A 25,871-nucleotide genomic window follows, 5' to 3' on the forward strand; every position below is an offset into this window, starting at 1 on the left:
GTCAGCTCCGCACGATGCAGCGGAAGCCCATGTGGCAGGTGGAGGTGTCGATCCCCTGGGCCATGCGCGCCGCCGGCCGGTAGCGGCGGCAGTAGCTGGGGGCGCAGAGAAAGGAGCCACCCTTCACCACCTTGCGGGGCAGGCCCAGGTGCTGGGAGGTGGAATCGATGCTGGCCTCACGGCTGCCACCGCGGGGATTGGGGATCGTGCAGCAGCCCGGCTTGGCCTCATTCCGGTGGCGTTGCCGCTCGGGGTCGGCGGCGTGGTCTTGGTACCAGTCGTCGGTCCATTCCCAGACATTGCCGATGCAGTCGAGCAGGCCATAGCCGTTGGCGGGGAACACCCCCACCGGAGAGGTGCGCTCGTAGCCGTCCTGGCGGGTGTTCTGGTGGGGGAATTCACCCTGCCAGGTGTTGGCCAGCATGCGGCCGCCGGGGTGGAGCTCCGTGCCCCAAGCGAACTCGGCCCGCTCCAGCCCCCCACGGGCAGCCCGCTCCCACTCCGCCTCGCTGGGGAGCTGCTTCCCACTCCAGGCGGCGTAGGCCTGGGCATCTTCGAAGGCCACATGCACCACGGGATGGTGCTCGCGACCCTTGATCGAGCTGCCGGGGCCTTCAGGATGGCGCCAATGAGCTCCGGGGCGATAGACCCACCAGCGGTAGGGATCGCCCTGGCTCACAGACCCCGGCGGGGGGACGAACACGATGGAGGCAGGGGCCAGCAGGGCTGCGTCGGCGCCGGGATAGTCAGCGGGATCAGCGGGCCGCTCGGCCAGGGTGCGGTGGCCCGTGGCCTTCACGAACTTCTGGAACTGGGCGTTGGTGACCGGCGAGCAGTCGATCCAGAACCCTTCCACGCTCACCCGGTGGGCCGGGGCTTCCTCGGGGTAGTGATCGTCAGATCCCATTGAGAAGCTGCCGCCCGGAATCCACACCATCCCCCTGGCCGGGGGGCGGCCTGGGCGGCTGGCCCCCGGCAGGGAGGCGGGGGTAGGAGCGGCGGTCGGGGCCAAAAGGACGGGGTGAAAGGGTGATCAGGCGGGGCTGGACTCAGGAACTACCGAGGGTGGAGGTCATCTTCTCGATGGCATCCCCCACCGTGAAGCTGGCCGCCTTCTGGCGAGGCGGAAACTCCTTGAGGCTTTCCAGTGCCTTGGCCACCCGCGCCTGGGCAGGAATCAACAGGAAGACGTGGTCCAGCATCCAATCCCAGTAGGTGTTGGAGGTGATGTCGGCCCGCTCGTAGGGATCGGTGAGCAGGTTAAAGATCTTGGGGATGCGCAGAACGGTGAACGGTTCAGCCCAGATCTGCAGCGTTCCGGTGCAGCGCTGCTCCATGAACACGAACTTCCAGTTGTCATAACGCAGGGCGGTGAGATCGCCATCATCAGAGAAGTAGAAGTAATCCACCCGGGGGCTGGTGTCGGTCTTGCCGGTCCAGTAGTCGAGCATGTTGTAGCCATCGAGATGCACCTTGAAGGTCTTGCTGCCCACCGTGTGACCCTCCAGGCACTTCTGCTTGATGTCCGGTTCCCCGGCGGCGGCCAACAGCGTGGGCAGCCAGTCGAGATGGCTGACGATGCCGGTGAGCAGGCTGCCGGGCTCGATGTGCCCCGGCCAGCGCACCATCGCGGGTACCCGGTAGGCCCCTTCCCAGTTGGAGTTCTTCTCGTTGCGGAAGGGGGTCATGCCGGCATCGGGCCAGCTGTTCATGTGCGGCCCGTTGTCGGTGCTGTACATCACGATCGTGTCGTCGGTGATGCCCAGCTCATCCACCAGATCCAGCATCTCACCGATGCAGTTGTCGTGATAGATCATCACGTCGTGGTATTCCGATTGCCAACGCCCTGACTGGCCAACGTCCTGGGGACGGGCATGGGTGCGGAAGTGCATGTGGGTGGTGTTGAACCACACGAAGAACGGTTCGCCAGAGGCCACCGCCTCCTTGATGAAGCGCTTGGCCTCCTTCATGAACTCCTCGTCGGCCGTCTCCATTCGCTTCTTGGTGAGCGGGCCGGTATTTTCGATGCGCTGGGTGCCGTCGCCGTTGGCCCAGCAATGCAACACACCCCGGGGACCGAAATTCTTTTTAAAGTTCGGATAATCGGCTTCGGGGGGATAGTCCCGCAGCTCCGGTTCCTCCTCGGCATTGAGGTGATACAGGTTGCCGAAGAACTCATCGAAGCCGTGCATCGTCGGCAGATGCTCGTCGCGGTCGCCGAAGTGGTTCTTGCCGAACTGGCCGGTGCGGTAACCCAGGGGCTGAAGCAGTTCGGCGATGGTGGGATCCTCCGCCTGGTAGCCGGCCTCGGCGCCGGGCAGACCCACCTTGCTGAGGCCGGTGCGGATCACGCTCTGGCCGGAGATAAAAGCAGCCCGACCGGCGGTGCAGCTCTGCTCGGCGTAGTAGTGGATGAACTTGGCGCCTTCCTTGGCCACCCGATCGATGTTTGGGGTCTGGTACCCCATCAGGCCATCGCTGTAGCAGCTGAGGTTGCTCTGGCCGATGTCATCGCCCCAGAGAATCAGAACGTTGGGTTGACCGTTGGGCATGGGTGGCACAAAGAGGCGCAGGAAAGGGCGGGCGATGCCACGCCGAACCATTTTGTTGGCCGTGGCAGGCTTGTTCCACTCAAAAAGTGCAAGCGGCAATGCGGGATTGCCAGACCTTCAGCAGCGTTGAAGAACTGGCGGACCTGCTCCAGGCGACCGGGCTGGATCTCCAGCTCTGCCAGCTCTCCGGCGGGCGCCTGCAAGGGCGGATGGCCCTGAAGGAGCTGGGGGGGCTGAGGCTGCTGCGACTTCAGGTCAACCGCCGGCTTCTCTTTGCTGGTTCCAAGCCGGCCCATCGCCAGTTGGTGGCCCTCGATCTGGCCATGGGCCCGCGGCAGGCCCCGCTGCGGGCCCATGGGGTGGCGATGCTCCCGGACACACTCTTTGGCCTCGACGCCCGCTCGGAGGTGCACCTCTCCACACCGGAGCTGCTCGATCTGGGTGTGGTGATGCTTGAGCGCAGCGTCCTGCAGCAGAGCAGCAACGAATTCGGCGGCCCCGACCTCACGGCGCCCCGCCTGAGCGCCAACTGGCTGGAGGTGGGTCCCGAACGCCATAGAAGCCTGCGCCAGTTATTGCTGACGCTGTTGTCCGCCCCCACCGCGCCCGCCGGCGCGATCCAGGGCGACCTGGTGCCGCTGCTGCTCGAAGCGATGGTGCATGGCTCCGGCTGCAGGGCCGACCTCTGCCCGCCTCCGGCTCGGATCGATCTGGTCAAACAGGTGCAGCAATGGGTGGAGGACCATCCCGGCGAACCAATCAGCCTGGAGACGCTCTGCCGCCAGGCTCACGTCGGCCGCCGCAGCCTGCTCCAGGGCTTCCGGGAACACCTCGGCATGGGCCCGATGGCCTACATCAAGTTGAAGCGCCTGCATGGCATCCGCCGCGAACTGCTCCGGGCCCAGCCTGAATCGGTAACGGTGGCAGGGCTCGCCGCCCGCTGGGGATTTCTCAACCCGGGGCACTTCGCCCGGGATTACCAGCGGTTGTTTGGCGTTCTCCCCAGCCAGACCCTGAACGGCCGCGGCTAGCTAAGGGCAGGGCTGGGCGGTCGCCGTGCTATCCGGATCCGGGAACACCCGCGCCCAGTCGTTGCGCATGCTCACCACGGTCCAGCCGCGCTCCTGGGCCTGATCGAGCGCCAGGTCGAGCTTGCCGACCGGGGAGCGGCGGTCGTAGGCCACCTCCCGCTCGGCGTCGTCATGGCGGATGAGCATCCCCAGGCGGCTGCCGGGCAGGGAGGTCGTCCACTCCAGCATCTGCCGATCGCCATCGGAGTTGCCGAAGGCCGCAATCGGCGGCCGGCCGATCAGCCGCTCGATCGACAAGGGCTTGATCGCCTCATCATTGAGCACCTCCAGTTCGGGCTGCCGCAGAATCATCGGCTTGCCATCACGGACGACGTAGGTGGTGCGGACGCTGGAGCCGATCACCTGCTCCGGTGGAATGCCGTAGAGCTCCTGGCTGATCGCCCGCAGGAACGCTCCACCACCGCCGGAAACGATGTAGGTGCGGAAGCCGTTGACGCGGAGCAGCTCGAGCAACTCCAGCATCGGCACGTAGGTGAGGGAGGTGTAGGGCCGCTGAAGGCCGGGATGGCAGGCGGTGTTGAACCACTCGCGGGCCAGGGCTTCGAAGGCCTGGGGGGTCATGCCCGCGTGGGTGATCCCCACGAGCTCCATCAGCCCCTTCGTCCCCATCGCCAGCGCCGCCTCGCCGTTGCCGGCGGCGGCAGCGGCAACCACGGGATTGGCGGCGAGTTCCGGCCGCTCCTGCAGCAGGCGGCGGGCACGGTCGATGGCAAAGGCCAGCTGGGCGTACATCGGCTGCTCCGACCAGAGCGTGCCGTCGTTGTCGAACACGGCGATTCGCTCGGCCGGAGGCACGTACCCCTCGCCCCCCTCCGTGGTGACGGTGCGAATGAAGCTGAGCAAACGTTGCCGGGCGGGCCCCTCGCGCCAGGAGGGCAGCAGCGGCTGCTCGATCACCGCCCCTGCCAGCGGCGCCGACTCCAGGGCGGCTCCCGTGGCGGCACGCACGGGCAAACCCTGGCCCAGCACTGACGAAGCCAGCAGGGCGGCAGCCAACAGGGGGAGCGATCCGTGGGCCATCAGGGTGGGCTGAGAGGGAACAACATCGCCATTCTGGGGAGCAGCGCCTCAAAGGCCCGGCCGCGATGGCCCAGCCGCCGCTTCTGATCCGGCTGCATCTCGGCGAAGGTCAGGCCCACGTCCGGAACCAGGAACAGTGGGTCGTAGCCGAAACCACCGGCGCCGCGGGGTTGCTCCAGGATCAGTCCCTCACAGATTCCCTCCACCTCCAGCAGCGTGCGGCCACTGGGGTCGGCCACCGCCAGCACGGCGGTGAAACGGGCCCGCCTGTCGCTGCAGCCGGCCAGCTCCCGCAGCAGCCGGGCGATCCGCTCGGCGTCGGTGCTGGCGTAACGGGCGGAGTGGAGGCCAGGGGCGCCGCCGAGGGCATCGACGCTCAGGCCGGAGTCGTCGGCGAGGGCCCACTGGCCGGTGAGCCGCGCCACCGCTTCGGCCTTGAGGCGGGCGTTGGCGGCGAAGCTGTCGCCGGTTTCCTCCACCTCCAGGCCCGGGGGCTGGGGGCGCACGTCGAGGTTCAGGCCCGAGCCCGCCGCGCCCAGCAGGGCCGTGAACTCGCGCAGCTTGCCGGGGTTGCCGCTGGCGATCACCAGCGGCATGGGCGTGGGTTGGATCCGTTCAGTCATCGCGCTACGACCCCGCTCCTACCGCCTCGGCGAACTGCTGCGCCCAGGCCAGCACCGCGGCCACCCGCTCCTGGCTTGGGGCCTCGCAATACAGCCGCAGCAGCGGTTCGGTGCCCGAGAAGCGCAGCATCAGCCAGTGGCTCGGGCCCAGCCGCAGCTTGAGGCCGTCGGTGTTGCTCGCCTCCAGCACGGGCACTCCAGCCACAACCTGCGGCGGCGCCTCAGCGAGCTGGCGCTCCAGCCGTTCGCGGCTGGCCATGTCCTTGAGGCGGAGGTCGAGCCGGTCGTAGGCGCTGCCGCCGCCATGGGCCGCCCGCAGCCGGTCGAGCCGCTCGCCCAGAGGCAGGCCGCCCTCCACCAGGGCCTCCACCAAGAGCAGGGCCACCAGCAGGGCATCGCGCTCGGGCAGGTGCACGCCCACGCCCACGCCCCCCGATTCCTCGCCGCCGATCAGCACCTCACCCTTGAGCATCTCAGCGGCGATGTATTTGAAGCCCACCGGCTTCTCCACCACCTCGCGGCCCAGCCCCCTGGCCACCAGCTCCATCAGGTCGGAGCCGCTCACCGTTTTGATCACCATCCCCGGCAGGCCGCGGGCCCGGGCGAGGTGGTCGATCAGCAGGGGCATGAGCAGCTGGGTGCTGCAGTAGCGGCCCTGTTCATCAATGGCGGCGATGCGGTCGCCGTCGCCATCGAAGACGATGCCCACTGCCGGGCGCCCCGCCGCGGTGGAGGCGCGCACCGCTTCGATCAGCTCGCCGAGATAGGCGGCTAGCGGCTCGGGGGGATGGCCGCCGAAGAGTGGGTCGCGCTGGGAGCGAATCTCACGGATCGCCTCACCGGCTCCGCCAGATCCATCCGCACCGCCGGCGAGCAGGGCGGGCAAGCCGCCGGCAGCGGAGCCATGCATCGGATCGACGATCACCTGCAGCCCCAGCTGCGTGAGGCCCTCCAGCAGGCGGCTGGTGTCGACCTGGCGGCGCAGGCCGCTGAGGTAGTTCGTCCAGCCATCGAAGCGGGGGGTGACGCCGGGCACCGGCACGGTGAGGCCACCGGCCTCCAAGCGGCGCTCGACCCGGGCGGTGAAATCGCCTTCCACCGAACCGCCGAAGTGACCCTTGATCTTCAGGCCCAGCCATTCGGGCGGGTTGTGGCTGGCGGTGATCACCAGGGCCCCGAGGGCGCCCCGCTCGACCACCGCCCAGCTGCAGGCGGGGGTGGGCACGGGCGTGTCGGTGAGCAGGGGCTCAAGGCCGGCCCCGCGCACGGCACTGCCGATGGCTTCGGCCAGCTCCGGGGCCAGGAAGCGGCGGTCATAGCCGATCACCACCTCCCGACTCGTGAGGCCTTCGGGCGCGGAATGCTCCAGCTCCCTGGCGGCAGCCGCCGCCACCGGCAGCAGGCGCTCGATGGTGATGTCGACGCCGAGGATGCCGCGCCAGCCATCGGTGCCGAACTGGATCGGTCCTGGCTCCAGGGGCAGGGGTGGGGAAACCATCAAACTGGCGGGCAATACATAGCTCGTAGCAGCAGCTCCTGGCCTGCGGGACAACAAGGTGCCGGCCTGGTGGCAGACCACTGGCCGCCCTAGCCTGGGCCGATGCCTTGTGCCGTTGAAGAGCAGGTTGTCACCGACCGATTGCTGCGCAGCTGGCTGCGTTGCCGTCGGCGGGCCTGGCTTGACCGCCACGGCGACCCCAGCCAACGGCTCTGGAGCGCCCATCGCACCCTGCAGCTCGACGACCAGCAACGCTGTTTCGTGGGCCTGCTCGGCAAGATTCCCGGTCAGGGCGAGGCCGCTTGCGCAGCCGGCGACGCCGCGGTGGTGGGCCTGCGGCTGGTGGAACAGGTGCCGGGGGGGCTGCGGCTGGAGGGCCATCCCCCCCTGCTGGTGCGCACCGCCGGCAGCAGCCGCTGGGGCTCCCATGCCTACCAGCCAGCCCTGGCCCGCCAGGGGCGACGGCTCACCCGGGAGCACCGCTTGATGCTGACCCTCTGGGGCCGGCTGCTGGCCGGCTTCCAAGGGGCTCCTGTGAGCCATGGCCTGGTGGTAGCCGGCCATGGTCGCCACCAGGAGCGCGAACAGCTGCCGCTCACCGCTGCCCTGAACCGCCAGCTCGACGACGCCCTGCCCAGGCTGGCCGCCGAGCTGGCCTCTGCGCAGCCACCGCCCCTGGTGAACGACCGCCGCAAGTGCGTGCTCTGCTCCTGGCGCGGAGCCTGCGACCGGGAGGCGGCCGCCGAAGGCCACCTCAGCGAAGTGAGCGGCATCGGCGGCAAGCGCCGGGAGCTGCTGATCGAGCTGGGCCTGCAGCGGCTCTCCGACCTGGCGGGCGCCGAGCCCGAGCAGCTGGCCGATGCCTTGGAGGTGCACGGCGAACAGCACCGGGAGATCGCCGCCCAGCTGGTGGCCCAGGCCCGGGTGCAGCAGCAAGGCACGCCGGTGCGCCTGGAGGCCAGCCCCGCCCTGGCCGACCTGGAGCGGGCGCCGGGGCTGCTGCTCTACGACATCGAATCTGACCCCGATGCCCGCGACGACTTCCTGCACGGGTTCCTGAGGATCAAGCGCCAGGCCGATGGCTCCTGGCCGACCACAACCGAGGGCAGCCAGTACCTGCCGGTGCTGGGGCTGCATGAACACGGCGAAGCCCGGCTCTGGCAGCGGCTGCGCCTGTTGCTCGATCGCCATCCGGGCTGGCCCCTGCTCCATTACGGCGAAACCGAATCGGTGTCGCTCTGCCGGCTGGCCCAGCGGCAGGGGGAAGCGGAGCGGGAGGTGCAGGCGCTGCGCGGCCGCATGATCGACCTGCACAAACGCGTGCGCCGTCATTGGCTGATGCCGGTGAGCAGCTACGGCCTCAAGGCGGTGGCGAGCTGGCTGGGCTTCCGCTGGGGCCAGAAGGGCGTGGACGGGGCCCGCTGCCTGCTCTGGTGGCGCCAGTGGCGCGGCGATGGCAGCGACGCCGGTCGCGGCAGCCGTCACAACCTGCTGAGGATCCTGCGCTACAACCGCGACGACTGCCGGGCCACCTGGGCGGTGGCCACCTGGCTGCTGACTCAGGATCCAGCGGTGGCGGCACTTCCGGCACCCACCGGTGGGGCGCTGAACCCGGCTGGAAGCGAGATCTCCAGCGATTTTTCTGGTGATGGCTCGCCTGATGGCTCGCCCACCAGCAGCCGCTCCGCGCCTAGCGCCTGACGGCGGACCAGGGCCAAGCCGATCCAGCACGCGGGCTGATCCGCACGGGCCGGCAGCCGCTGGCAGGAGGTGATCCGCCCGGCCCGTTGGCCGTTGGCGTCGTGAAGCTGGGTTCCGGTCTCAAGGCCAGCCCCTGCAGCGGCCGCAGCCTGGTCGGGGCACCAGAACCAGCGTCTGAGCTGTTGTTTGACGCCGTCGTAGGTGGCGAGCTTGGCCAGGGTTTCCTGGCCCACGTAGCAGCCCTTGTTGAGACTGACCCGCTCCGCCAGCCCGAGCTCGAAGGGATTGAGATCGTCATTGATCTCGGCCGGCGCCTGGGGCCGGCCCTGCTGCAGCCGCCAACGCTCCAGCTCCGCTGCTGAGAGCTCGCTGCGGGCCGCCAACCAGGGCGCCAGCGAGGCCGGCTCCGCCTGATCGGCGAGCAGCAGCAACCGCTCCGGCCCAGCCAGCCGCCAGCCAGCGCCGGGTTCCGGACCCAGACGCTCCCAGCTGCCGGCTGCCGGCTCGCTGCCGGGCAGACCCGGATCGCCCTCGGCTCCCAGGGCCGTGATCAGCCGGGCCGGCTGCAGGGCGCCCAGCACCACCTGATCGGCGGGGAACAGCACCCGATCGAGCGCCTGGTGAATCGCGCCGCTGTAGCCGGCGGTGATCACCAGCCAGGCCCCACTGGCGTCGACGAGCACCTCGGCGAGCCCCCGCAAGCGGGCGGTGGAGGTGATGCAGCAGGTGGCCAGGCACTGGCCGGGGCGGGCACGCTCCAGGTCCTGGCTGGTCTGGCCATGCAGGAAGCGCAGCACCCCGGCGCCATCCAGCCGGATCACTGCCGCCGCTTGCTCCCAGCGGCAGGGCAGCGGCGGCTGCCACTGCCAGGGATCATCGCGGCGGGAATCGCCCAGGGCTGGGCTGCTCAGGACAGGGCTGCTCAAGGCAAAGCAAACGGGACGTTGACCTCAGCCTTGCAAATCCCTGGCCGTGCTGGCGATCTCCTCCAACAGATACAGAGCGCGCAGCTCCAGCCCGGCCGCCGTCATCGCCGCGAGCCCCCCCTCCTGACGATCCACGATCGTGACCACCCGCTCCACCACATAGCCCGCCTGGCGCAGCTGATCCACCGCCTTGAGCGAAGACCCGCCCGTGGTGACCACGTCTTCAAGCACGGTGATCCGGCTGCCGAGCGCCGGCAGGGGACCCTCCAGCCAGGCGCCGGTGCCATGGCCCTTGGCCTGCTTGCGCACGATCAGGGCATCGAGCGACCGTCCCGCCAGGGCGGCGGCCATCGCCACCCCCGACACCAGCGGATCGGCCCCCAGGGTCAGGCCGGCCACGGCACTCGCCTCCGTCTCCACCTGCTCCAGCATCAGCAGCGCCAGGGCCGCCAGACCCGGACCGCTGAGGCTCACCGGCTTGCAGTTGATGTAGTGGTCGCTGCTGCGCCCAGAGGCGAGGGTGAAGCGACCATGGCGGTAGGCGCGCTCCGCCAGCAGGCTGAGAACCGTGGCGCGGGGCGTGGCGCCGGAGAGGGCGGTTGCTGGGGACGAAGACATGGAGGGCGGCAAGGGCTCGTCGTGACCCCAGCGTCGCCGACGACTGGGCTGTGGAGGAGCAGCTCCTGGGCAAAGCAGGGATCAGCGGCCTAAATTCAAAATCATCCGTTGCCGGTTGCCCAGCATGGGTTCCATCCTCGACCTGCGGCGCTGCGCGGCCAGCACCGCCGCCGGCCTGCTGGCCTGGACGGCGGCACCGGTGGCCGCCGCACCGGTGATCTGCACAACCACCCTGGAGGCTCCGCCGTTGGCCATTCACGGCAACAGGCCGATGGGGCCGGTGGAGGTCACCCGTTGCGGCGTGGTGGAGAGCACCGATGCCCTGATGGACCGGCGGGCCTCCACCTACCGAAGCAGCTTCGCCCGCGGCGTCAGCCTCACCCACCAGATCACCGATCTATTCGGCATCGCCATGGGCGGCGTAGGCGGCAACCGGATCATGGGCCTGGGCTTCCCCGACCAGGCGATCGTCTGGGATGGCTCCAGCATCGGCAACACCACTGAAGCCCTGCTTGAAGAGCAGAGCGCCCCGATCCCCTGGCGCAGCGGCGACCTTCCCAATCAGCTCACCAGCAGCCTCCAAGCCGAAGCCGAGCTATTAGCACCACTGAAGGGTGATTTCAGCCCCGACATGGGCGCTGTCAGGGGGCTGTGGTGAGCGCGGGGGTCTAGCAATCTGGTGAATGCAGCGGGCTCATAATCCGCCTTAGCCGAGTTCGATCCTCGGGACCCCCATCAACCAATACCCCTTCGGCATAACGTATTTTGGGCTTAGCTTGTTTTTTGCCAAGATCTCTATTCCTCTATTTGTCTATATCGGCAGTTCATGATCTAATCAGCACCACCAATTGATAGCCCAAGAAGCACAGCGAGATAGAGTTGCGACGGAATACATCAAGGCAATAAAGTCGCTCCTGCTTGACAATCAGCAGCGCTCATCAGATCAAGATTCTGAAGTCAGAGGGGTCGCGCTCCCTAACTCTTTCTTCCCTGTCGCAATTAGCAGGGGGCCGTGGTGGCCGCAAAGGCCTACTGATTCATTTTCTGCTCGACTCGTGCTTGAATACGAAGCCGAACAAGCTCTTCGACCGCAGCGGGGCCAATCTCAGGCATGCCAACCTCAGCGGTATTCAATGGGATGCCTTGACGCAGCGCCCATCAACTGACCAGCTTGATGGCACCAAAAATAAGCAACCAGAGTTGAAGCAACACCTGAAGCTGAACTAGTGGCCTCAAGATAATTCTCCTTGAAGCCCTCCACTGAGGGAATCTTGCACTCAGCGCTGCAGCAGCCAGCGTAAAAACGAGAGGGCAATGATCAGGCCGATGCCGGCGTTCCAGATCAGCGAGGGCCGCTCGGACAGCCGCTGCAGCCAGCGCGGCAGCCGATCCCTCCCGTGCTCCAGCAGCAGGGTAAACATCAGCAGCAGCGCCACGGGGATACCGATGGCCAACACCAGTTCTCGCGCCATGGGCCCCTATTCCACCAAGTGATCAGCGTATCGAGACTCCTCAGCGCTTGGACAAACACCGCTGCGAAGTTGAAGCGAGGGCATGCCGCGCCTGCGGGGGACGGGGCCTCGGCACAGCCTCAGAAGCCGGAGAGCGCAAATGATCCGAAGTCCTGCAGTCGCAAACAGTCACACAAGAGTGCTTGCGGTCGCCTAGAAAGCGCCCCGCAGAGCCACGGCCATCCAAGGGGCGCACCTAATCTCCACAAGTTACAAATCTTATCCCGCGATAATCGCGTTTGCCAATGTTAGTTCTCAATCGTTCGCTACGCATCGGTGTCGCTGCACTCTCCCTGAGCTGCTTGGCTTCAACCAGCGCCTTTGCAGGTAGCCCGCCGATGCCGACAAAGGACATCGTCGATACCGCTGTTTCTGCAGGCAGTTTCAAGACACTCACCACCGCGCTCACAGCGGCCGGACTCGTTGACACGCTCAAGGGCGAAGGTCCTTTCACCGTGTTCGCTCCCACCGACGAAGCCTTCGCGAAGCTGCCAGCCGGCACGGTGGAGTCACTTCTGATGCCCGCGAACAAGCAGAAACTCACTTCGATTCTCACCTATCACGTGGTAGCCGGAGATGTGAAAGCCGCCGATGTCGTCAAGCTCTCAAGCGCGAAAACACTGAACGGCCAGTCGGTCAAAATCAAGGCCAAGGGCAGCAAGGTCATGATTAACGGCGCCACCGTCGTCACGGCTGACATCGCAACAACCAACGGCACGATCCACGTGATCGATACCGTGTTGATGCCAAAGTAATCCTCAATCGGGCGCTCAACGACGGGCGCCCTTTCCGTGGATACCGCTTGGCGATGCCATTTTCGATACAGCTTACTAATACCTTTTAATGATTGTCTCTAATATTCTTTTTTAGCATTCTTGTTTAGATCTTTGATTTACTACGAAACAAGCAAGTTCGACTTCAGAGAGAGCAAGCATTGCAATTCCCGGCCCAGCACAAGTTCAACCAGCACTCTTTGCTGCCTCTACACCACGTTCAAGATAGGCGGAAAGATGCTTGGTGGTGATATCGCTGATCTGCCTGAGCTTGATATGGCGCCGACCTTTTCCCTTCCCTTCAAGAAAGCCAAAGGCATCGGTGATCAGTGCACCTTTGCTGAACTCAACGCTGACATGCTGCTTGTAGGCAAAAACGCCACCAAACTGGATCTCGGAAGAGAAGAGAATACCGCCGTACTTGACCTCCTCCGATAGGGGATGGATCGTCTGCTTCACCAGGGTGCGTACAGCCTCTACGACCAGAAATTGCTCTTCTCCGAGTAATTGGATGTCTTCCAGAAGGGCTTCAATTGTCTTGGGCATGGAGGGTTTCCTTGGCGACGTGACGAGGAGCTGTGACTGTCACCTCGCCAGCAGCGATCAAAGTGAATGCTGCCGTCTCCCCCCGCCTTGGACCGCCCCCTGCTCCTGCGCGCTGAGCAGCTCAAGCGTCAGTTGGGGGATCGACTCCTCTGGAGCCAGCTGGATCTGGAGCTGAGAGCCGGCGAGCGCCTCGGGTTGGTGGCGCCCTCGGGAGCGGGCAAAACCCTGTTGCTGCGCGCCCTGGCCCTGCTCGATCCGCTGCAAGCCGGCACGATTCATCTGCAGGGCCGCCCGCCGGCGTCGTGGGGTCTGCCCCGCTGGCGCTCGCTGGTGCTTTATCTCACCCAGCGGCCCGTCGCCCATGGGGGAACGGTGGAGGCGAACCTGCGCTCACCCTGGTCATTCCAGGAGCGGCGCGGGCGGGGGGGCTGGCGGCGCGAGCGGATCACGGATTGGTTGGCGGCCCTGGGGCGTGATCCATCGTTCCTGGCCTACGACGCCGAGCGGCTCTCAGGCGGCGAGCTGCAGCTGTTGGCGCTGCTGCGGGCCCTGCAGCTCGATCCAATCGTGCTGCTGCTGGATGAACCGACGGCCTCCCTGGATGGGGCCACCACCGGCGCCGTTGAGGCCCTGCTGATCGCCTGGCTCGGCGCAGGCCCGCGCGCCGCCGTGTTCACCAGCCATGACAGTGAGCAGATCCAACGCTTCGCCAGTCGCACCCTGGAGCTCGCCCGATGACGCCAACCAGTTCGGGGGCTCTGACGATCAGCGATGGCCGCCTGGCGCTCTCCGCCCTGCTGATCCTGGTGAACGTGGCGCTCTCAGCAGCGTTGCGCCTGGGCCTGGCGCGCAGCCTGCTGGTGGCGTCGGTGCGGATGGTGGTGCAGCTGCTGCTGGTGGGCTTCGTGCTCGAGTGGCTGTTCCGCCAGGACAACGCGCCGCTGATCGTGCTGTTGGGGGCGGCGATGGCGATGATCGCCGGGGTGTCGGCCGTGCAGCGCACCCGGCGCCGCTTTGCGGGGATCTATCTCAACAGCCTGCTGTCGGTGATGGCGGCGGCGGCCTTGGTGACCGGTCTGGCGGTGACAGGGCTGATCCAGCCCCAGCCCTGGTACAACCCCCAATATCTGATTCCCCTGCTGGGGATGGTGCTGGGCAACACGCTCAACGGCATCTCCCTGGGGCTCGATCGCTTCATGGAGGGGTTGCGCAGCGGCCGCGATCGGGTGGAGACGGCCCTGGCCCTCGGGGCCACCCGTTGGGAGGCCTGCCAGGAGGTGGTGCGCGACGCCATCCGCGTGGCGATGATCCCCACCATCAACTCGATGATGGTGATGGGGCTGGTGAGCCTGCCGGGAATGATGACCGGCCAGATCCTCCAGGGAGCCGCGCCGGCAGCAGCCGTTCGTTATCAGATTGTGATCCTGTTCATGATCGCTTCTGCCACGGCTCTGGGGGTGTTCGGCGTGGTGGGCCTGGCCTACAGGCGGCTCACCAGCGCCGACCATCAACTGCGGCTCGATCGCTTGACCAGTGTTAGCAAGCAGGGGTGAGCTGAGGGTGTGTGGGTATGGGTATGGGTATGGGCGGATGGAGGAGCCCATGCTGGCAATGGGGCCATCGTTCTCCCGCAGATAGAATCAAGGGAAACAACAGTTGAATCTCACTTGAAGAAACTTATTGGGCCACTGCGCAGAGCGTTGTTCTATGGCGTGATTAGCTATGGCGGGCTTGTTCTGATTAACAACTCAGAACTGAACCTCCCCAACATGTGGATTGCCTATCTGCCGATGTTTATCGGTGTCTACGTGCTGACGCAGTGGATCGATCAGAAGATTGGGAGTTGAGCTGAATCCGGCTGCCAGGCGAAGGGCAACGGCAGTGGCCTGTTTCTTGCTCGAGCGAGCTTTGGCTTGAGCAGACCAGCAGGTGGCCGAACCCTTGCCATCGCGCCGGCCGGCCTCTCCCCCATGGCAATCACAACAGTTCTGTCATGTTTGCAAAATTGCTACATGGTCTTTTAGTATCACGATGTCGTTATGACAGCAATCGATGTCACTGGCTTTGGCGCCTCCGCCTGCTCCCCTTGCCGAGACCAAGGCTCGGGTTCGCACCAGTAGGTCCCGCCGCTGGCCGCGGCTCTGGACTGAGCAGAGCCTGTTGCTGGAGCGCCAGCATGAGCGCATCGAGGCCTTGCTGGAGCAGCTGATCGACGGCCATGGCGTGTCCTCAGAGCACTGCTGCCGCCTGGTGCGGTCCCTCGGCCTTCACCTGCGGCTGGAGGAGCGCTGGCTGGATCAGGCGGGCTGCCTCTGCCCAGGCCATCGGGTGGCGCACCGGCAGGCCGCCGCCCTCGCGGCCACCATCCCGGCTGGAGCCAGTGAACGGCTTGGCTGGCTGATGGACCTGCAGCAGTGGTTCCAGCACCACCGCTTCGGCGCCGATGCCGTGGCCTATGCCCGCGCCTCGCTGAGCGACCAGCCATGACCGCCACCCCAGCCGCCCCCCACCTGCGCGAAGACCTGCTGACGCCGCGTTTCTACACCACAGAAATCAACAAGGCGGCCCGCACCGATCTGGAGCCCCAGCGGCCGGCCTTCGAGGCGATGCTCGCCGAGATGGAGGCCGATCACAACCGCGACCATTTCGAGCGCAAGGCGCCGCTCGATCGTTTGTGCGCCCTGGGCCCCGAGGAGAAGCAGGCCTACGAGAGCTACCTGGTGCGCTCCTGTGTTTCGGAGTTCTCCGGTTTCCTGCTGTTCAAGGAGCTCTCACGGCGCCTGTTCATGGCCGATCGCTCCGAACTGGGTCGCCTGTTTCAGCTGATGGCCCGTGATGAGGCCCGCCATGCCGGTTTCCTCAACCGGGCGTTGGTTGCCGAGGGCATTGAGATCGATCTACCAAAACTGAGCACGAAGCGGCCGATCACCTGGTTCCCACTCAGCTGGGTGCTTTACAGCGTCTTCCTGTCGGAAAAGATCGGCTACTGGCGTTACATCCTGATCGACCGGCACCTCAAGGCCCATCCCGACAACGCCTTTGTGCCGCTGTTCGATTTCTTCGAGCCTTGGTGCCAGGACGAGAACCGCCACGGCGACATCTTCAACCTGCTGATCCGCTGCTGGCCAGGCCTGAAGCAGGGCTTCCGCGGCAAGCTGCTCAGCCGTTTCTTCCTGTGGTCGGTGTTTCTCACCCACAGCCTCACCGTCTGCGAGCGAGGCAATTTCTACCGGATCCTGGGCATTGATCCGCACCTGTTCGACGCCGAGGTGATGCGCCAGACCAACCGCACCGCCCGCCGCGCCTTCCCCTGGGTGTTCGACCTGGAGAACAGCCGCTTTCTGGACCTGCGCGACCGGCTGGTGGCCTGCTTCCAGGAGATTCAGGCCGCCAAAGCTGGGCGGAGTTCCCCGCTGCAGCAGCTGGGCCTGAAGCTGCACTTCGCAGGTCTGCTGCTCCGTCAGTTCACCCAGCCGATGCAGCAGGCAGAGGGCGGATGAGCCACGCCCGTATCCGCCTCTATCCAGCGCTGCGGCGCTCTTCGCCATGACCGTTCCAATCCCCGAGACCCCACGTGTGTTCATCGGCTATGACCCGCGCGAGCGGGTGGCCGTGAATGTGCTGGCCGATTCCTTCCAAGCCTGCTCAAGCCTGCCGCTGTTGATTGGCCAGGTTCGGCTCGATCAGCTGGGCGGCATCTACGACCGCGAACACCACCCCAAACAGAGCACTGATTTCTCCTTCTCGCGCTTCTTGGTGCCGTGGCTGGCGGGCTATCAGGGCTGGGCACTGTTCATCGACGCCGACATGCTCTGCCTGGCGGATATCGCCGAGCTCTGGGCCCTGCGTGACGAGCGCTTCGCGGTGCAACTGGTGAAACACCAGCACGACTGCGAGGCAGGCAGAAAGTTCCAGGGCATGCCCCAGACGCCCTACGGCCGCAAGAACTGGTCGTCGGTGATGTTGTTCAATTGCTCCCGTTGCCGGGCACTCAGCCCGGCCTACGTGAACACCGCCACGGGCCTGGAGTTGCACCAGTTCCACTGGCTGGCGGATGCCGAGATCGGCGAGCTGCCACCGGAATGGAACGTGCTTGTGGGCGTCCAGCCGCTGCCGCCCTCACCCAAGATCGTCCACTACACCCTGGGCGGTCCCTGGTTCGACGACTGCCTCGACATGCCCGCCTCGGACCGTTGGCTGGCCGCCCGCGCCGCGATGAACCACCCGCTGGAGTCCGCGCTGGCCGTTCACCACGAGGCCTAGGGGCGCATGAGCCGATGGGTCAAAGCGCCACTGCCGCCAGAGGTGCCTGGGGTGGCAGGCCGCTAGCCCGGGAATGGAGCAGCTCTGGCTCCAGAAGGGCCGTGCTCACCGTGCCACCGAAGCGGAGCTGAAGCCAGGTGATCACCGCCGGATCGCCGGCGACAACCGCTTCTTGGCCCAACGCCAGGGATGGCAGCAACCGGGCCACCTCAGCGGGCGGCAGCAGATGCAGGGCAGGCGGCGCGGGGAAGGACGCAGAAGCCATGGGCAGGGCGTTGCAACGAAATAGCAACGGCGTAACAACTACATAACGATACCGCGATAGCGTTGATTCGTTCGTCTCACCCGGCCCTTCGCGTCCGATCGCGTTCACCATGACCACCACCCTCCCAGCCCCGATCTCCGACCACGCCAACCCCCGCGACGAGGCTGCCCGTAAGGGCTTCGGCCCCCGGGTGCGCCGCCTGCATGCGCGCATCGGTGCCGCCCACCACCAGGCCGAAGGCATGACCTTCTCCCGCGCCCTGCTTGACGGGCAGGCCAATCCACTGCAATTGGCGGCCCTGATCCGCGCCCTGGGCCCCGGCTACGCCCTGATCGAGCAGCACGGCCCCGAACTGGCAGCCGCCCTCGGTGCGGCCGATCTCCCCTGGGCGCACCTGGCTCGCAGCAGCGCCCTGGCCAAGGACACGGCAGCCCTGGCCGTCGCGCCGGCAACGCCCCCCTCAGCCGCTGCCGTCGTCTGGCAGGAGCACCTGCGCACCCTGGCCCAGCAGGAGCCCCATCGCTTCCTGGCCCACGTGTACGTCCGCTATGGCGGTGACCTTTCCGGCGGTCAGCAGCTGGCTGAACAAGCCAACGCCATCCTGGCGGCCCACGGCCTGCCCCTGGTCACCTTTTGGAGTTTCGATCGGCCGATCACGGAGCTCAAGCAGGCCCTGCATGACGGCTTTGAGCAGCTTGAACTCAGCGAGGCCGAGGAGGCCGAACTGCTCGAGGAGACCGTGGTCGCCTTCCAGGACACCCAGCGCCTGCTGGCCGAACTGGCACAGGTGGGGAGAGCCTGAGCTGATCACGTCCGCAGCCCACGCCCCCTGACCCGTCCGCCGCTTCCGCCACTCCATGACCGCCACCACTCCTGAGCGTCTCGATCCGTTGCAGTTGTTGCTCAAGCACGACAAGCCCGTTCCCCGCTACACCAGCTACCCCACCGCCGCCAGCTTCCACACCGAGGTGGGAGCGGCAGAGCTGGCAGCGGAGCTGGGGAGACCCAGCACGGACGACGTTTCCCTTTACGTCCACATCCCCTTCTGCCGCCACGCCTGCTGGTACTGCGGCTGCAACCGGATCACCAGCCAGGCAGGCGCCAAGGTGGTGGGCCCCTACCTGCAGGCTCTGGCCCGGGAACTGGAGCTCATCGGGCAGTGCTCCGGCCAGCGCCGGCGGCTAGGCCAGCTGCACTGGGGCGGCGGCACACCCAACTACCTCAGCCTGGCCGAACAGGCCCAGCTCTGGGCCCTGATCGAGCAGCACTTCGACCTGGCCCCCGACCTGGAGGCCTCGATCGAGGTGAACCCAGAGTTCCTCAGCCGCGATGAGGTGCAGGGCCTGCGGCGGCTGGGGTTCAAGCGCATCAGCTTCGGCATCCAGGACGCCGATCCCCAGGTGCAAGCGGCCGTCAACCGGATTGTGCCGGTCGATCAGCTGCGCCGGGCGATGGCCTGGATGCGGGAGGCGGGCTTCGAGAGTGTGAATGTGGATCTGATCTGCGGCTTGCCACTTCAGACTCCGGAGCGCTTCGCCACCACGATCGCCCTAGTGGAGGGACTGCAGCCGGATCGGGTGTCGCTGTTCAGCTTCGCCTACCTACCCGGGCAGCTGCCATTGCAGCGCAAGATCGCCGCCGATGATCTGCCCAGCCAGCGAGAGCGGTTGCGGATGCTGCAGGGCGCCTACGAGGCCTTCACCAGCGATGGCTACATCGCCATCGGCATGGACCATTTTGCCCTGCCCGGCGACAGCCTGGCAGCGGCGGCAGGCCAAGGACGTCTGCACCGGAATTTCCAGGGTTACACCACCGGAGGTGAGCTTGATCTGCTCGCGATCGGCGTCACGGCGATCAGCCAGTACCCCCGCTTGTTCAGCCAGAACCAGCGGGATCTCAAGGGCTACTACGCCGCCCTCGCGGCCGGCCAGCTGCCGGTGGAGAGGGGCCTGGTTGTTCAGGATCCAGAGGTGTTGCTGCGCCGCCAAATCATTCAGCGGCTGATGTGCGATTTCCGGATTGACTTCGACAGCTTGAGCCTGGAGGGACCGCTGGATGGCCCCCGCCGCTTTGCCGCCGAATGGGAGGATCTAGGGCAACTGGAGGTGGATGGCCTGCTGCGGCTGGAGCCCAATGGCTTGACGGTGAGCCATGAGGGCCGCTGGCTGATCCGCACGATTGCCGCCGTGTTCGATCCCCAGCAGCGCCAACGGGCCAGCGGTTCACGGCTGGTTTAGCGGCTGCTCAGGCTGAGCGCCAATCCAGCCACGGCAGGTGGGGAATGATCGCCGCGGTGGAGGCCCGGTAAGCGGCGTAGCTGGGATGGACCGCAAAAAGCCTGGCCTCCTCCCGCCGCGCCTTGTTGCCTAAAACCACCACAAAAGCAAGCAGCAGCCCCAGGTGCAGCACGCTGCCGAGCGCAATGGCGACACCCAGGGAGCAGATCAGCAGCGATTGGTAGAGGGGATGGCGACAGCGCCCGTAGGCACCCTCCGTCACAAGAACGGCGCCTGGCATCGGCTCCGGTAGGGGGCTGAGGCTGTCGCCCAGGTTGAAGGTGCCCTGGGCGCCCAGGACAAGGCCCACCACCACAGTGATTCCGCCGACGAGGCGCAGCGTTACCGGCCAATGAATCCCGAGCGCAGCCGGGGAAGGCATGGGCGGTAGCCAATGGGCGGCGATCAGCAGCATCTGGGCCAGAAGCCACCATTCACCATGGCGGTTGTCACGCAGGCCCTGCCAGGAGAACCCCCAGGCCTGCAATCGTTCGCCCAAAACGTTCCCCATGATCGGCTCGCCTGAATGGGCCAGTTTCTCCTCTTATGCTACTAGCGGCATGAAGACATGGCGGTTGGCAGTGGGTCGTCATGGCCGCGCCTAACTGCAATTCCCCGCTATGCACCGGGAAGTGAGCGGGGAGATGGAGCTGAACCTGGCGATGCCGAATCAGCCGGCCCCAAGACTTTCGTGGCGTGAGAACATCAACGCGATCCGATGCTGATTCTGGATCCGTTCCTGGAGGCTGCCGGTATCTCAAGGGCAGTGGTGATGGGAAAGCCGGCGTCAATCTGCGCCGCTGAGATGACGGCGAAGCGAGCCATTGCCATCGATGGCGTCTTCCCTTCCGCTATATTAATTGCATTGTTGCTCGACATCGATGGCCCTTACCGGACCTGATCTACTCGCCAAAGTCAAGGAGCTTGGAGATGTTTCCAAGTCTGATCTGGTACGCGCCGCCGGCTACGTCAGCACCAAGAAGGATGGCAGCGAACGGCTGAATTTCACGGCCTTCTATGAGGCGCTGCTGGAAGCCAAGGGCGTCAGCCTTGGTGTTGGCGGTGGCAAAGCCATCGGCAAAGGTGGTCGCAGCTTGAGCTACACCGCCAAAATTCAGTTCAACGGCAACCTGCTGGTGGGCAAGGCTTACACCGCCCTGCTTGACCTCAAGCCCGGTGATGAGTTTGAAATCAAATTGGGTAAAAAGCAGATCCGCCTGATCCCCGCTGGCGCTAGCGACAGCGACGAAGACGAGTGATCCACACGCTCACCTCTGTGGCCCGCTGGGCCACAGAGGTGACAAAACAAGGAAAAACGGCGATGGCCCCGATTGCCGTGACCATCGCCGGCTCTGACAGTGGCGGCGGCGCCGGCATCCAAGCCGATCTCAAAACGTTTTCGGCATTGGGGGTTTACGGCGCCAGCGTGGTCACGGCCCTGACGGCGCAGAACACCTGCGCCGTGACGCTTGTTGAACCTGCCAGCCCCGCGATGATCGCGGCACAGATTGCGGCAGTATTCGCTGATCTTGATGTCCGGGCCGTCAAAATCGGCATGCTGGGCGACACCGCCGCGATCGATACCGTGGCAGACAGTCTGGCCGGTTGTTCGCTGCCGATCGTGCTGGATCCGGTGATGGTGGCGAAGTCAGGGGATGCTTTGTTGTCAGCGGATGCTTTTTCCTGCTTACGCAGGCGCCTGTTGCCCATGGCGTCTCTCCTCACTCCCAACCTGCCCGAAGCGGCGGTTCTGCTGAACGTTCCGGTGGCCACAACCGAGGTCGCGATGTTGCAACAGGCGAAGGCCCTGGTCGGCTTCGGCGCGCGCGCGGTTCTGTTGAAAGGTGGTCATGCTGATGGCGCCGAATGTGTAGATCTTCTCGTCACAAACAGCACTGTTCTGCGCCTGACGGCGCCACGTCAGGTGACCACCAACACCCACGGCACAGGCTGCACGCTCTCAGCCGCCGTTGCCGCAGGTTTGGCGCAGGGGATGGATCTGGCCGGCGCCGTCAGCCGCGCCCATGCCTATCTGCAAGGTGCGATCGCCGCGGCGGATGGTCTGCACGTCGGGCATGGACACGGACCGGTGCATCATTTCCATAACGTCTGGCCCCTTGTCTGACGTGCAGGTGGATGTGATCAGACTCTTCCTGCCGCTTCCCGCACAGCAGCTCGCTCCCAGACGCACCACCAGAACCGAAAACAGTTTCGGTAGCGCCCCTCCGTGTGATGTTCAATCTCACCGCCCGTCATCTGGATGATCACCTCGAAACTTCACCTTTCTTGGATAGATCGTCATCGCCAGTGGTCGCTTTCACCTGCCTTTGTTGTCACCTGGAGTTTCAATCCCAAGGACGATTGGACCGCAACCCATCAGATATCAGTGAATGGCCAGCGTGATCATTTCAATTGCGCCGATTTCGAAGTCATTGGCGGTACGCCCACGCTTTGTGGCGGATGCGGGTGTCCCTGAGGTCACCTGGAATGAGTCAGAACAGCTATCAACAGCTATCACCTGAGCCTCCTTCAGCCCTGCACCGCCTACGCCTGGCCTCCAGAAGCAACGGCTTGTTCTCACTATGTCCAGCCTGATGAGCTCAAGCGTGGGTGCAACGTGGCTTTTCTGACCCTGCAGGCGGGGGCTGTACAGCGATAAGATGCTATGGTTAAAAATGCTTTGCTCAGGACTTGCACAGAGGCGAGGTAAAGCCTCTCTGAAGCATCCAACGCGAATTGTAGCGCCGATGAGCACGAAGGGTGATTCACCCGGCACCAACGTCAGCCCACGGCTATGTCCCTGGTGGCGATGTGATCCTTCGCCCGGTCGCCCCTGGTGGAAGGATGCAGTGATCTACCAGATCCTGCCCTGGAGTTTCCTCGATACCAGCGGCACCGGTATTGGTGATCTGCAGGGAATCATCCGTCGACTTGATTATGTTGCCTCCCTCGGGGTAGATGCCATCTGGCTGACTCCTTTTTACGAGTCACCCATGAAGGATTTGGGCTATGACATCACGGACATGCTCGACATCGACCCCCTATTCGGGGTGATGAAGGATTTCGAGGAACTCCTATCCATTGCCCACGATATGGGGCTCAAGGTGTTGATCGATCAGGTCTGGAATCACACCTCCCAGCTGCACCCATGGTTTGTGGAGAGCGCCTCCAGCCGTACCAACCCCAAATCAGACTGGTATGTCTGGCATGACCCACGCGACGATGGCTCCCCGCCAAACAACTGGCTTTCGGCCTTCATGGGACGCAGCGCCTGGCAATGGCATCTGGGGCGCCGCCAGTACTACCTCGCCAACTTTCTGCCCTGTCAGCCAGAACTCAACTGGCATAACCCGCAGGTGCTGGAGGCCGTGCTCGATCTGGCCCGCTTCTGGCTGGACAAGGGCGTCGATGGTTTCCGCATCGACGCCGTGAACTTCTTCGTTGAGGACCCTGCTCTTCGCGATAACCCGGAGCGCACACCGGAGATGGGACTTCCTGACGGGATCTCGCCCGATAATCCGATGGTCCGCCAGCAGTTTGTGAACAGTTTCTGTCGCCCTGAGGTGTTCGAGCGGCTGCCTGCCATCCGGGCACTGTTGGATGAGTATCCCAACGTCGTGAGCCTGGGCGAGGTGACTCTCGCTGAGGATTCAATCTCTCTTTCTGGTGCCTATGTACAGGGTGACAACCGTCTGCACCTCGCCTACAACAGCTCTCTGCTGCAGGACTGCCCCCTGTCGATGACGATGCTGCGAGAGGTGATTGAGCGCACCCTCAGCAACTTTCCCGACCAGGGGCAGTGCTGGATGGTGGGAAATCACGACTATGGCCGGTTCCGCTCGCGCTGGACTGGCACCGATCAGCACGGCCAGCCCTATCCGGAAGTCGCGTATCACATGATGGCGGCTCTGCTGACCTGTCTCCCCGGAGCCCTCTGCCTCTATCAGGGCGATGAGCTGGGTTTGCCGGAAGCTCGGATTCCCGCCGACATCCCCGAGGACCGGATCCGGGACTCGTTCGGCAAGGCGCTCTATCCGGTTCTGCCTGGTCGTGACGGCTCCCGCACACCGATGCCCTGGGTGTCCAGGGCTCCCCAGCAGGGTTTCACCACTGGCGGGCAGCCCTGGCTGCCGATTCCACGTCGGCACAGGGCTCTGGCGGTGGACCTCCAGACGAACGATCCCAGCTCCCTGCTCAACACCTGGCGCCGGCTGCTGCACTGGCGCCGGGAACAGCCCGCCCTGCACAGCGATGCAATCACCGTTCTGGAGACAGGGGAGCCCTTGCTGGCCTTCCTGCGCGGCGACTCCGGGGGACGCAGTGTGTTCTGCCTTTTCAATACCAGTGGGCGCTGGGCCGACTTCCATCCCTCACGGCATGGTCTGGTCGATTGCCCCCTGCAACCCTCCTTGGTGATCCACGGCTTGAACGCCTTCGGCGAGGATCATGTTTGTGGCGGGGTTCTGCGATGTCCCCCCTACGGAGCCCTTGTGATGGAGCGATGAGCCCTCAACAGCAGTGGTGGCGTTCCGCGGTGATCTACCAGATCTATCCGCGTAGTTTCATGGACAGCAGCGGCAACGGTGTTGGCGATCTTAGAGGCATTATCCAGAAACTTCCCTATGTCGCTTCCCTTGGCGTCGATGCGATCTGGGTGTCCCCGTTCTACCTATCGCCGATGAAGGACTTTGGCTATGACGTCAGTGACTATCGCCAGGTCGATCCTCTCTTTGGAACTCTTGAAGATGTTCGTGCGCTCCTCGATGAAGCCCACAGCCATAGCCTGAAGGTGATCATCGATCAGGTCTGGAGTCATACCTCCGACCAGCACCCCTGGTTTCTCGAGAGCAGAAAGAGTTGCCATAATCGCCACACTGACTGGTATGTCTGGCATGATCCTGGCCCCGATGACCAGCCTCCCAGCAACTGGCTGTCCACCTTCGGCGGCTCGGCCTGGACATGGGAACCCCAGCGCCGCCAGTACTACCTCCACCATTTCCTCAAGGAGCAGCCCGCCCTCAACTGGCGGAATCAGGAGGTTCAGGAGGCCATGTTGGACGTGGGGCGCTACTGGCTCGACATGGGCGTCGACGGTTTTCGTTTCGACGTCATCAACTTTCTGGTAGCCGATCAGAACTGCCGCGACAATCCACAGCGGCTTCCAGGTATGGCCCTGCCCGACGGGGCCTTCGGAGAGGTCCCCTTCTTTCAGTTCGTGAACACCTACAACCAGGGCCGGCCGGAGTCCGTGGAGATAGTGGAACGCATTCGGGCCTTGCTCGACAGCTATCCGGAACGCACCAGCCTGGCCGAGGTGTCGTGCGCCGAGGACGCGATCGCCGATGCGGCTGCCTACGTGGACGCTCCCGACAAGCTGCACATGGCCTACAACTCCTCCCTGATGAGCGAGGAGCCCCTTGATCGCGCCCGGCTCACGGGCATCATCGAGCGGGTGCAGGCCCAATTCAAGGGCGGAGTCCTTTGCTGGACCGCCGGAACCCACGACTTTCCCCGCCTCGCCTCCCGCTGGCACGGGGCTCTGATGGACGAACACTTCAGTCAGGAGGCCTTCGACCATCAGCTCGCCGCGCTCCTGATCAGCCTGCAGGGCAGCTGCTGCATCTATCAGGGTGACGAACTCGGGTTGCACCAGGCCGAGATCCCCCGCGAGCGGATGCAAGATCCCTTCGGGATTCGGGGCTATCCGCTGGTGCTGGGTCGCGATGGTTGCCGCACCCCCATGCCCTGGACGATTGAGGGCGATCAGGCCGGGTTCACCACGGCGCCGGAGGCCTGGCTGCCGCTCCCACGGGAACATCGCCGCATGGCGGTGGAGGCCCAGGAGCGCGACCCCCAGTCACTGTTGAACAAATACCGCCGTCTGATCCACTGGCGCCGGCGGCAGGAGGCCCTCACCGATGGTGACCTGCAGTTGCTTCCCAGCGAAGACCCTGTGCTGGCCTTCTGTCGTCGGGCCGCCAGCCAGACCCTCCTGTTTGCGTTCAATTTCGACAGGGTGCCGGTCTACCAGTCCCTGGAACATTGGCCGGCCTGCCGTCAGGCCGATGAACTGGATTTTCAGGTGAGGTGTTTCGAGAGCACAGTCGAGATCCCCGGTTTCGGAGTGTTCATCGCTGTTGCCGAGCCTGTGACCTCGTCCATCCATCCGATCGCAGGGTCTCCTGGTCTCCTCCGGTGAGGTTGTTTC

Annotated in this window: 27 protein-coding genes, 1 tRNA gene and 1 pseudogene; 18 read left to right on the plus strand and 11 right to left on the minus strand. The window is 65.1% G+C overall.

The window, feature by feature from the left end; genetic code table 11:
* Position 1: 1 nt before the first annotated feature.
* Positions 2-937: a formylglycine-generating enzyme family protein gene (locus BM449_RS05935; RefSeq protein WP_083544422.1), complete on the minus strand. Its 936-nt coding sequence runs from the start codon at positions 935-937 to the stop codon at positions 2-4.
* Between the two features lie 112 nt (positions 938-1,049).
* Positions 1,050-2,552, minus strand: coding sequence for an arylsulfatase (locus BM449_RS05940; RefSeq protein ID WP_071802020.1), 1,503 nt, complete (start codon positions 2,550-2,552; stop codon positions 1,050-1,052).
* Between the two features lie 86 nt (positions 2,553-2,638).
* On the opposite strand from BM449_RS05940, the gene BM449_RS05945 reads away from it, so the two are divergent.
* Positions 2,639-3,583, plus strand: a complete 945-nt coding sequence (locus BM449_RS05945) for a helix-turn-helix domain-containing protein (protein WP_233831157.1) — start codon at positions 2,639-2,641, stop codon at positions 3,581-3,583.
* Here the strand turns inward: BM449_RS05945 and BM449_RS05950 are convergent, their stop codons facing one another.
* Genes BM449_RS05950 through BM449_RS05960 form a run of 3 tightly spaced genes read right to left on the minus strand, consistent with a single transcriptional unit; the run spans position 3,584 to position 6,784 of the window.
* Entirely contained in the window at positions 3,584-4,663 is a 1,080-nt protein-coding gene (locus BM449_RS05950; RefSeq protein WP_083544423.1) for an HAD family hydrolase, read from the minus strand.
* Complete coding sequence (gene rdgB, locus BM449_RS05955) at positions 4,663-5,286, minus strand: RdgB/HAM1 family non-canonical purine NTP pyrophosphatase (RefSeq protein ID WP_071800477.1); 624 nt, start codon at positions 5,284-5,286, stop codon at positions 4,663-4,665. Before rdgB ends, BM449_RS05950 begins: the two co-directional genes overlap by 1 nt.
* Positions 5,287-5,290: 4 nt before the next feature.
* Entirely contained in the window at positions 5,291-6,784 is a 1,494-nt protein-coding gene (locus tag BM449_RS05960; RefSeq protein WP_071802022.1) for a phosphoglucosamine mutase, read from the minus strand.
* A gap of 102 nt (positions 6,785-6,886) precedes the next feature.
* Between BM449_RS05960 and BM449_RS05965 the strand changes: the two genes are divergently transcribed.
* Entirely contained in the window at positions 6,887-8,485 is a 1,599-nt protein-coding gene (locus BM449_RS05965) for a TM0106 family RecB-like putative nuclease (RefSeq protein ID WP_083544424.1), read from the plus strand.
* Positions 8,486-8,664: 179 nt separating this feature from the next.
* Here the strand turns inward: BM449_RS05965 and BM449_RS15570 are convergent.
* Positions 8,665-9,306 (minus strand): annotated as a pseudogene (locus tag BM449_RS15570) (folate-binding protein); the annotation flags it as partial.
* A 129-nt stretch (positions 9,307-9,435) separates the two neighbouring features.
* The gene (pyrE, locus tag BM449_RS05975) at positions 9,436-10,029 is read right to left on the minus strand and encodes an orotate phosphoribosyltransferase (protein ID WP_071800478.1); all 594 of its coding nucleotides are present in this window, start codon (positions 10,027-10,029) and stop codon (positions 9,436-9,438) included.
* Positions 10,030-10,153: 124 nt separating this feature from the next.
* Between pyrE and BM449_RS05980 the strand changes: the two genes are divergently transcribed.
* The 3 genes from BM449_RS05980 (at position 10,154) to BM449_RS05990 (ending at position 11,256) form a co-directional block, all read left to right on the plus strand.
* On the plus strand, positions 10,154-10,687 hold the full coding sequence (locus BM449_RS05980; protein WP_071800479.1) for a hypothetical protein: 534 nt from the start codon (positions 10,154-10,156) through the stop codon (positions 10,685-10,687).
* Between the two features lie 4 nt (positions 10,688-10,691).
* A tRNA-Ile gene (locus BM449_RS05985) sits at positions 10,692-10,764 on the plus strand.
* Between the two features lie 183 nt (positions 10,765-10,947).
* On the plus strand, positions 10,948-11,256 hold the full coding sequence (locus tag BM449_RS05990; protein ID WP_071800480.1) for a hypothetical protein: 309 nt from the start codon (positions 10,948-10,950) through the stop codon (positions 11,254-11,256).
* A gap of 50 nt (positions 11,257-11,306) precedes the next feature.
* Here BM449_RS05990 and BM449_RS05995 read toward each other — a convergent pair whose 3' ends face one another.
* Positions 11,307-11,486 (minus strand): hypothetical protein, encoded by a 180-nt coding sequence (locus BM449_RS05995; RefSeq protein ID WP_233831262.1) that lies wholly within the window; start codon positions 11,484-11,486, stop codon positions 11,307-11,309.
* 356 nt (positions 11,487-11,842) lie between these two features.
* Here BM449_RS05995 and BM449_RS06000 point away from each other — a divergent pair, with 356 nt between their 5' ends.
* A complete protein-coding gene (locus tag BM449_RS06000; protein WP_233831159.1) occupies positions 11,843-12,295 on the plus strand; it encodes a fasciclin domain-containing protein in 453 nt (150 codons plus the stop codon).
* Positions 12,296-12,499: 204 nt separating this feature from the next.
* Here BM449_RS06000 and BM449_RS06005 read toward each other — a convergent pair whose 3' ends face one another.
* Positions 12,500-12,859: a DUF1801 domain-containing protein gene (locus BM449_RS06005; protein ID WP_071800482.1), complete on the minus strand. Its 360-nt coding sequence runs from the start codon at positions 12,857-12,859 to the stop codon at positions 12,500-12,502.
* A gap of 87 nt (positions 12,860-12,946) precedes the next feature.
* On the opposite strand from BM449_RS06005, the gene BM449_RS06010 reads away from it, so the two are divergent.
* From BM449_RS06010 to BM449_RS06035, 5 genes are all read left to right on the plus strand, one after another.
* Positions 12,947-13,597, plus strand: coding sequence for an ATP-binding cassette domain-containing protein (locus BM449_RS06010; protein ID WP_083544427.1), 651 nt, complete (start codon positions 12,947-12,949; stop codon positions 13,595-13,597).
* On the plus strand, positions 13,594-14,412 hold the full coding sequence (gene fetB, locus BM449_RS06015; protein ID WP_071800484.1) for an iron export ABC transporter permease subunit FetB: 819 nt from the start codon (positions 13,594-13,596) through the stop codon (positions 14,410-14,412). The genes BM449_RS06010 and fetB overlap by 4 nt, the downstream gene beginning before the upstream one ends.
* A 499-nt stretch (positions 14,413-14,911) precedes the next feature.
* Positions 14,912-15,346, plus strand: a complete 435-nt coding sequence (locus BM449_RS06025) for a hypothetical protein (RefSeq protein ID WP_145536892.1) — start codon at positions 14,912-14,914, stop codon at positions 15,344-15,346.
* Entirely contained in the window at positions 15,343-16,359 is a 1,017-nt protein-coding gene (acsF, locus tag BM449_RS06030) for a magnesium-protoporphyrin IX monomethyl ester (oxidative) cyclase (RefSeq protein WP_071800487.1), read from the plus strand. Before BM449_RS06025 ends, acsF begins: the two co-directional genes overlap by 4 nt.
* 46 nt (positions 16,360-16,405) lie before the next feature.
* Positions 16,406-17,122 carry a hypothetical protein gene (locus tag BM449_RS06035; protein ID WP_071800488.1) on the plus strand — a complete coding sequence of 239 codons (717 nt, stop codon included), beginning with the start codon at positions 16,406-16,408 and terminating at the stop codon, positions 17,120-17,122.
* A 19-nt stretch (positions 17,123-17,141) separates the two neighbouring features.
* Here the strand turns inward: BM449_RS06035 and BM449_RS06040 are convergent, their stop codons facing one another.
* Entirely contained in the window at positions 17,142-17,387 is a 246-nt protein-coding gene (locus BM449_RS06040; protein ID WP_071800489.1) for a hypothetical protein, read from the minus strand.
* A gap of 109 nt (positions 17,388-17,496) precedes the next feature.
* On the opposite strand from BM449_RS06040, the gene BM449_RS06045 reads away from it, so the two are divergent.
* Together BM449_RS06045 and hemN are read left to right on the plus strand one after the other, a co-directional pair.
* The gene (locus tag BM449_RS06045; protein WP_071800490.1) at positions 17,497-18,189 is read left to right on the plus strand and encodes a biliverdin-producing heme oxygenase; all 693 of its coding nucleotides are present in this window, start codon (positions 17,497-17,499) and stop codon (positions 18,187-18,189) included.
* A gap of 55 nt (positions 18,190-18,244) precedes the next feature.
* Complete coding sequence (gene hemN, locus BM449_RS06050) at positions 18,245-19,624, plus strand: oxygen-independent coproporphyrinogen III oxidase (protein WP_071800491.1); 1,380 nt, start codon at positions 18,245-18,247, stop codon at positions 19,622-19,624.
* Positions 19,625-19,631: 7 nt separating this feature from the next.
* Here hemN and BM449_RS06055 read toward each other — a convergent pair whose 3' ends face one another.
* Positions 19,632-20,174, minus strand: coding sequence for an isoprenylcysteine carboxylmethyltransferase family protein (locus BM449_RS06055; protein WP_071800492.1), 543 nt, complete (start codon positions 20,172-20,174; stop codon positions 19,632-19,634).
* A 207-nt stretch (positions 20,175-20,381) separates the two neighbouring features.
* On the opposite strand from BM449_RS06055, the gene BM449_RS06060 reads away from it, so the two are divergent.
* The 5 genes from BM449_RS06060 to BM449_RS06080 all read left to right on the plus strand — a co-directional run bounded on the left by BM449_RS06060 (position 20,382) and on the right by BM449_RS06080 (position 25,862).
* Entirely contained in the window at positions 20,382-20,564 is a 183-nt protein-coding gene (locus BM449_RS06060; RefSeq protein ID WP_071800493.1) for a hypothetical protein, read from the plus strand.
* A complete protein-coding gene (locus BM449_RS06065; protein ID WP_071800494.1) occupies positions 20,545-20,922 on the plus strand; it encodes an AbrB family transcriptional regulator in 378 nt (125 codons plus the stop codon). The genes BM449_RS06060 and BM449_RS06065 overlap by 20 nt, the downstream gene beginning before the upstream one ends.
* Entirely contained in the window at positions 20,919-21,788 is an 870-nt protein-coding gene (thiD, locus tag BM449_RS06070; RefSeq protein ID WP_233831160.1) for a bifunctional hydroxymethylpyrimidine kinase/phosphomethylpyrimidine kinase, read from the plus strand. Before BM449_RS06065 ends, thiD begins: the two co-directional genes overlap by 4 nt.
* 622 nt (positions 21,789-22,410) lie before the next feature.
* Positions 22,411-24,168 carry an alpha-amylase family glycosyl hydrolase gene (locus BM449_RS06075; RefSeq protein ID WP_083544428.1) on the plus strand — a complete coding sequence of 586 codons (1,758 nt, stop codon included), beginning with the start codon at positions 22,411-22,413 and terminating at the stop codon, positions 24,166-24,168.
* On the plus strand, positions 24,165-25,862 hold the full coding sequence (locus BM449_RS06080; protein WP_071800496.1) for an alpha-glucosidase: 1,698 nt from the start codon (positions 24,165-24,167) through the stop codon (positions 25,860-25,862). Before BM449_RS06075 ends, BM449_RS06080 begins: the two co-directional genes overlap by 4 nt.
* Positions 25,863-25,871: the final 9 nt, after the last annotated feature.

Origin of the sequence: Synechococcus sp. SynAce01, assembly GCF_001885215.1 — a bacterium.
GTDB classification, from domain to species: Bacteria; Cyanobacteriota; Cyanobacteriia; order PCC-6307; family Cyanobiaceae; genus Regnicoccus; species Regnicoccus frigidus.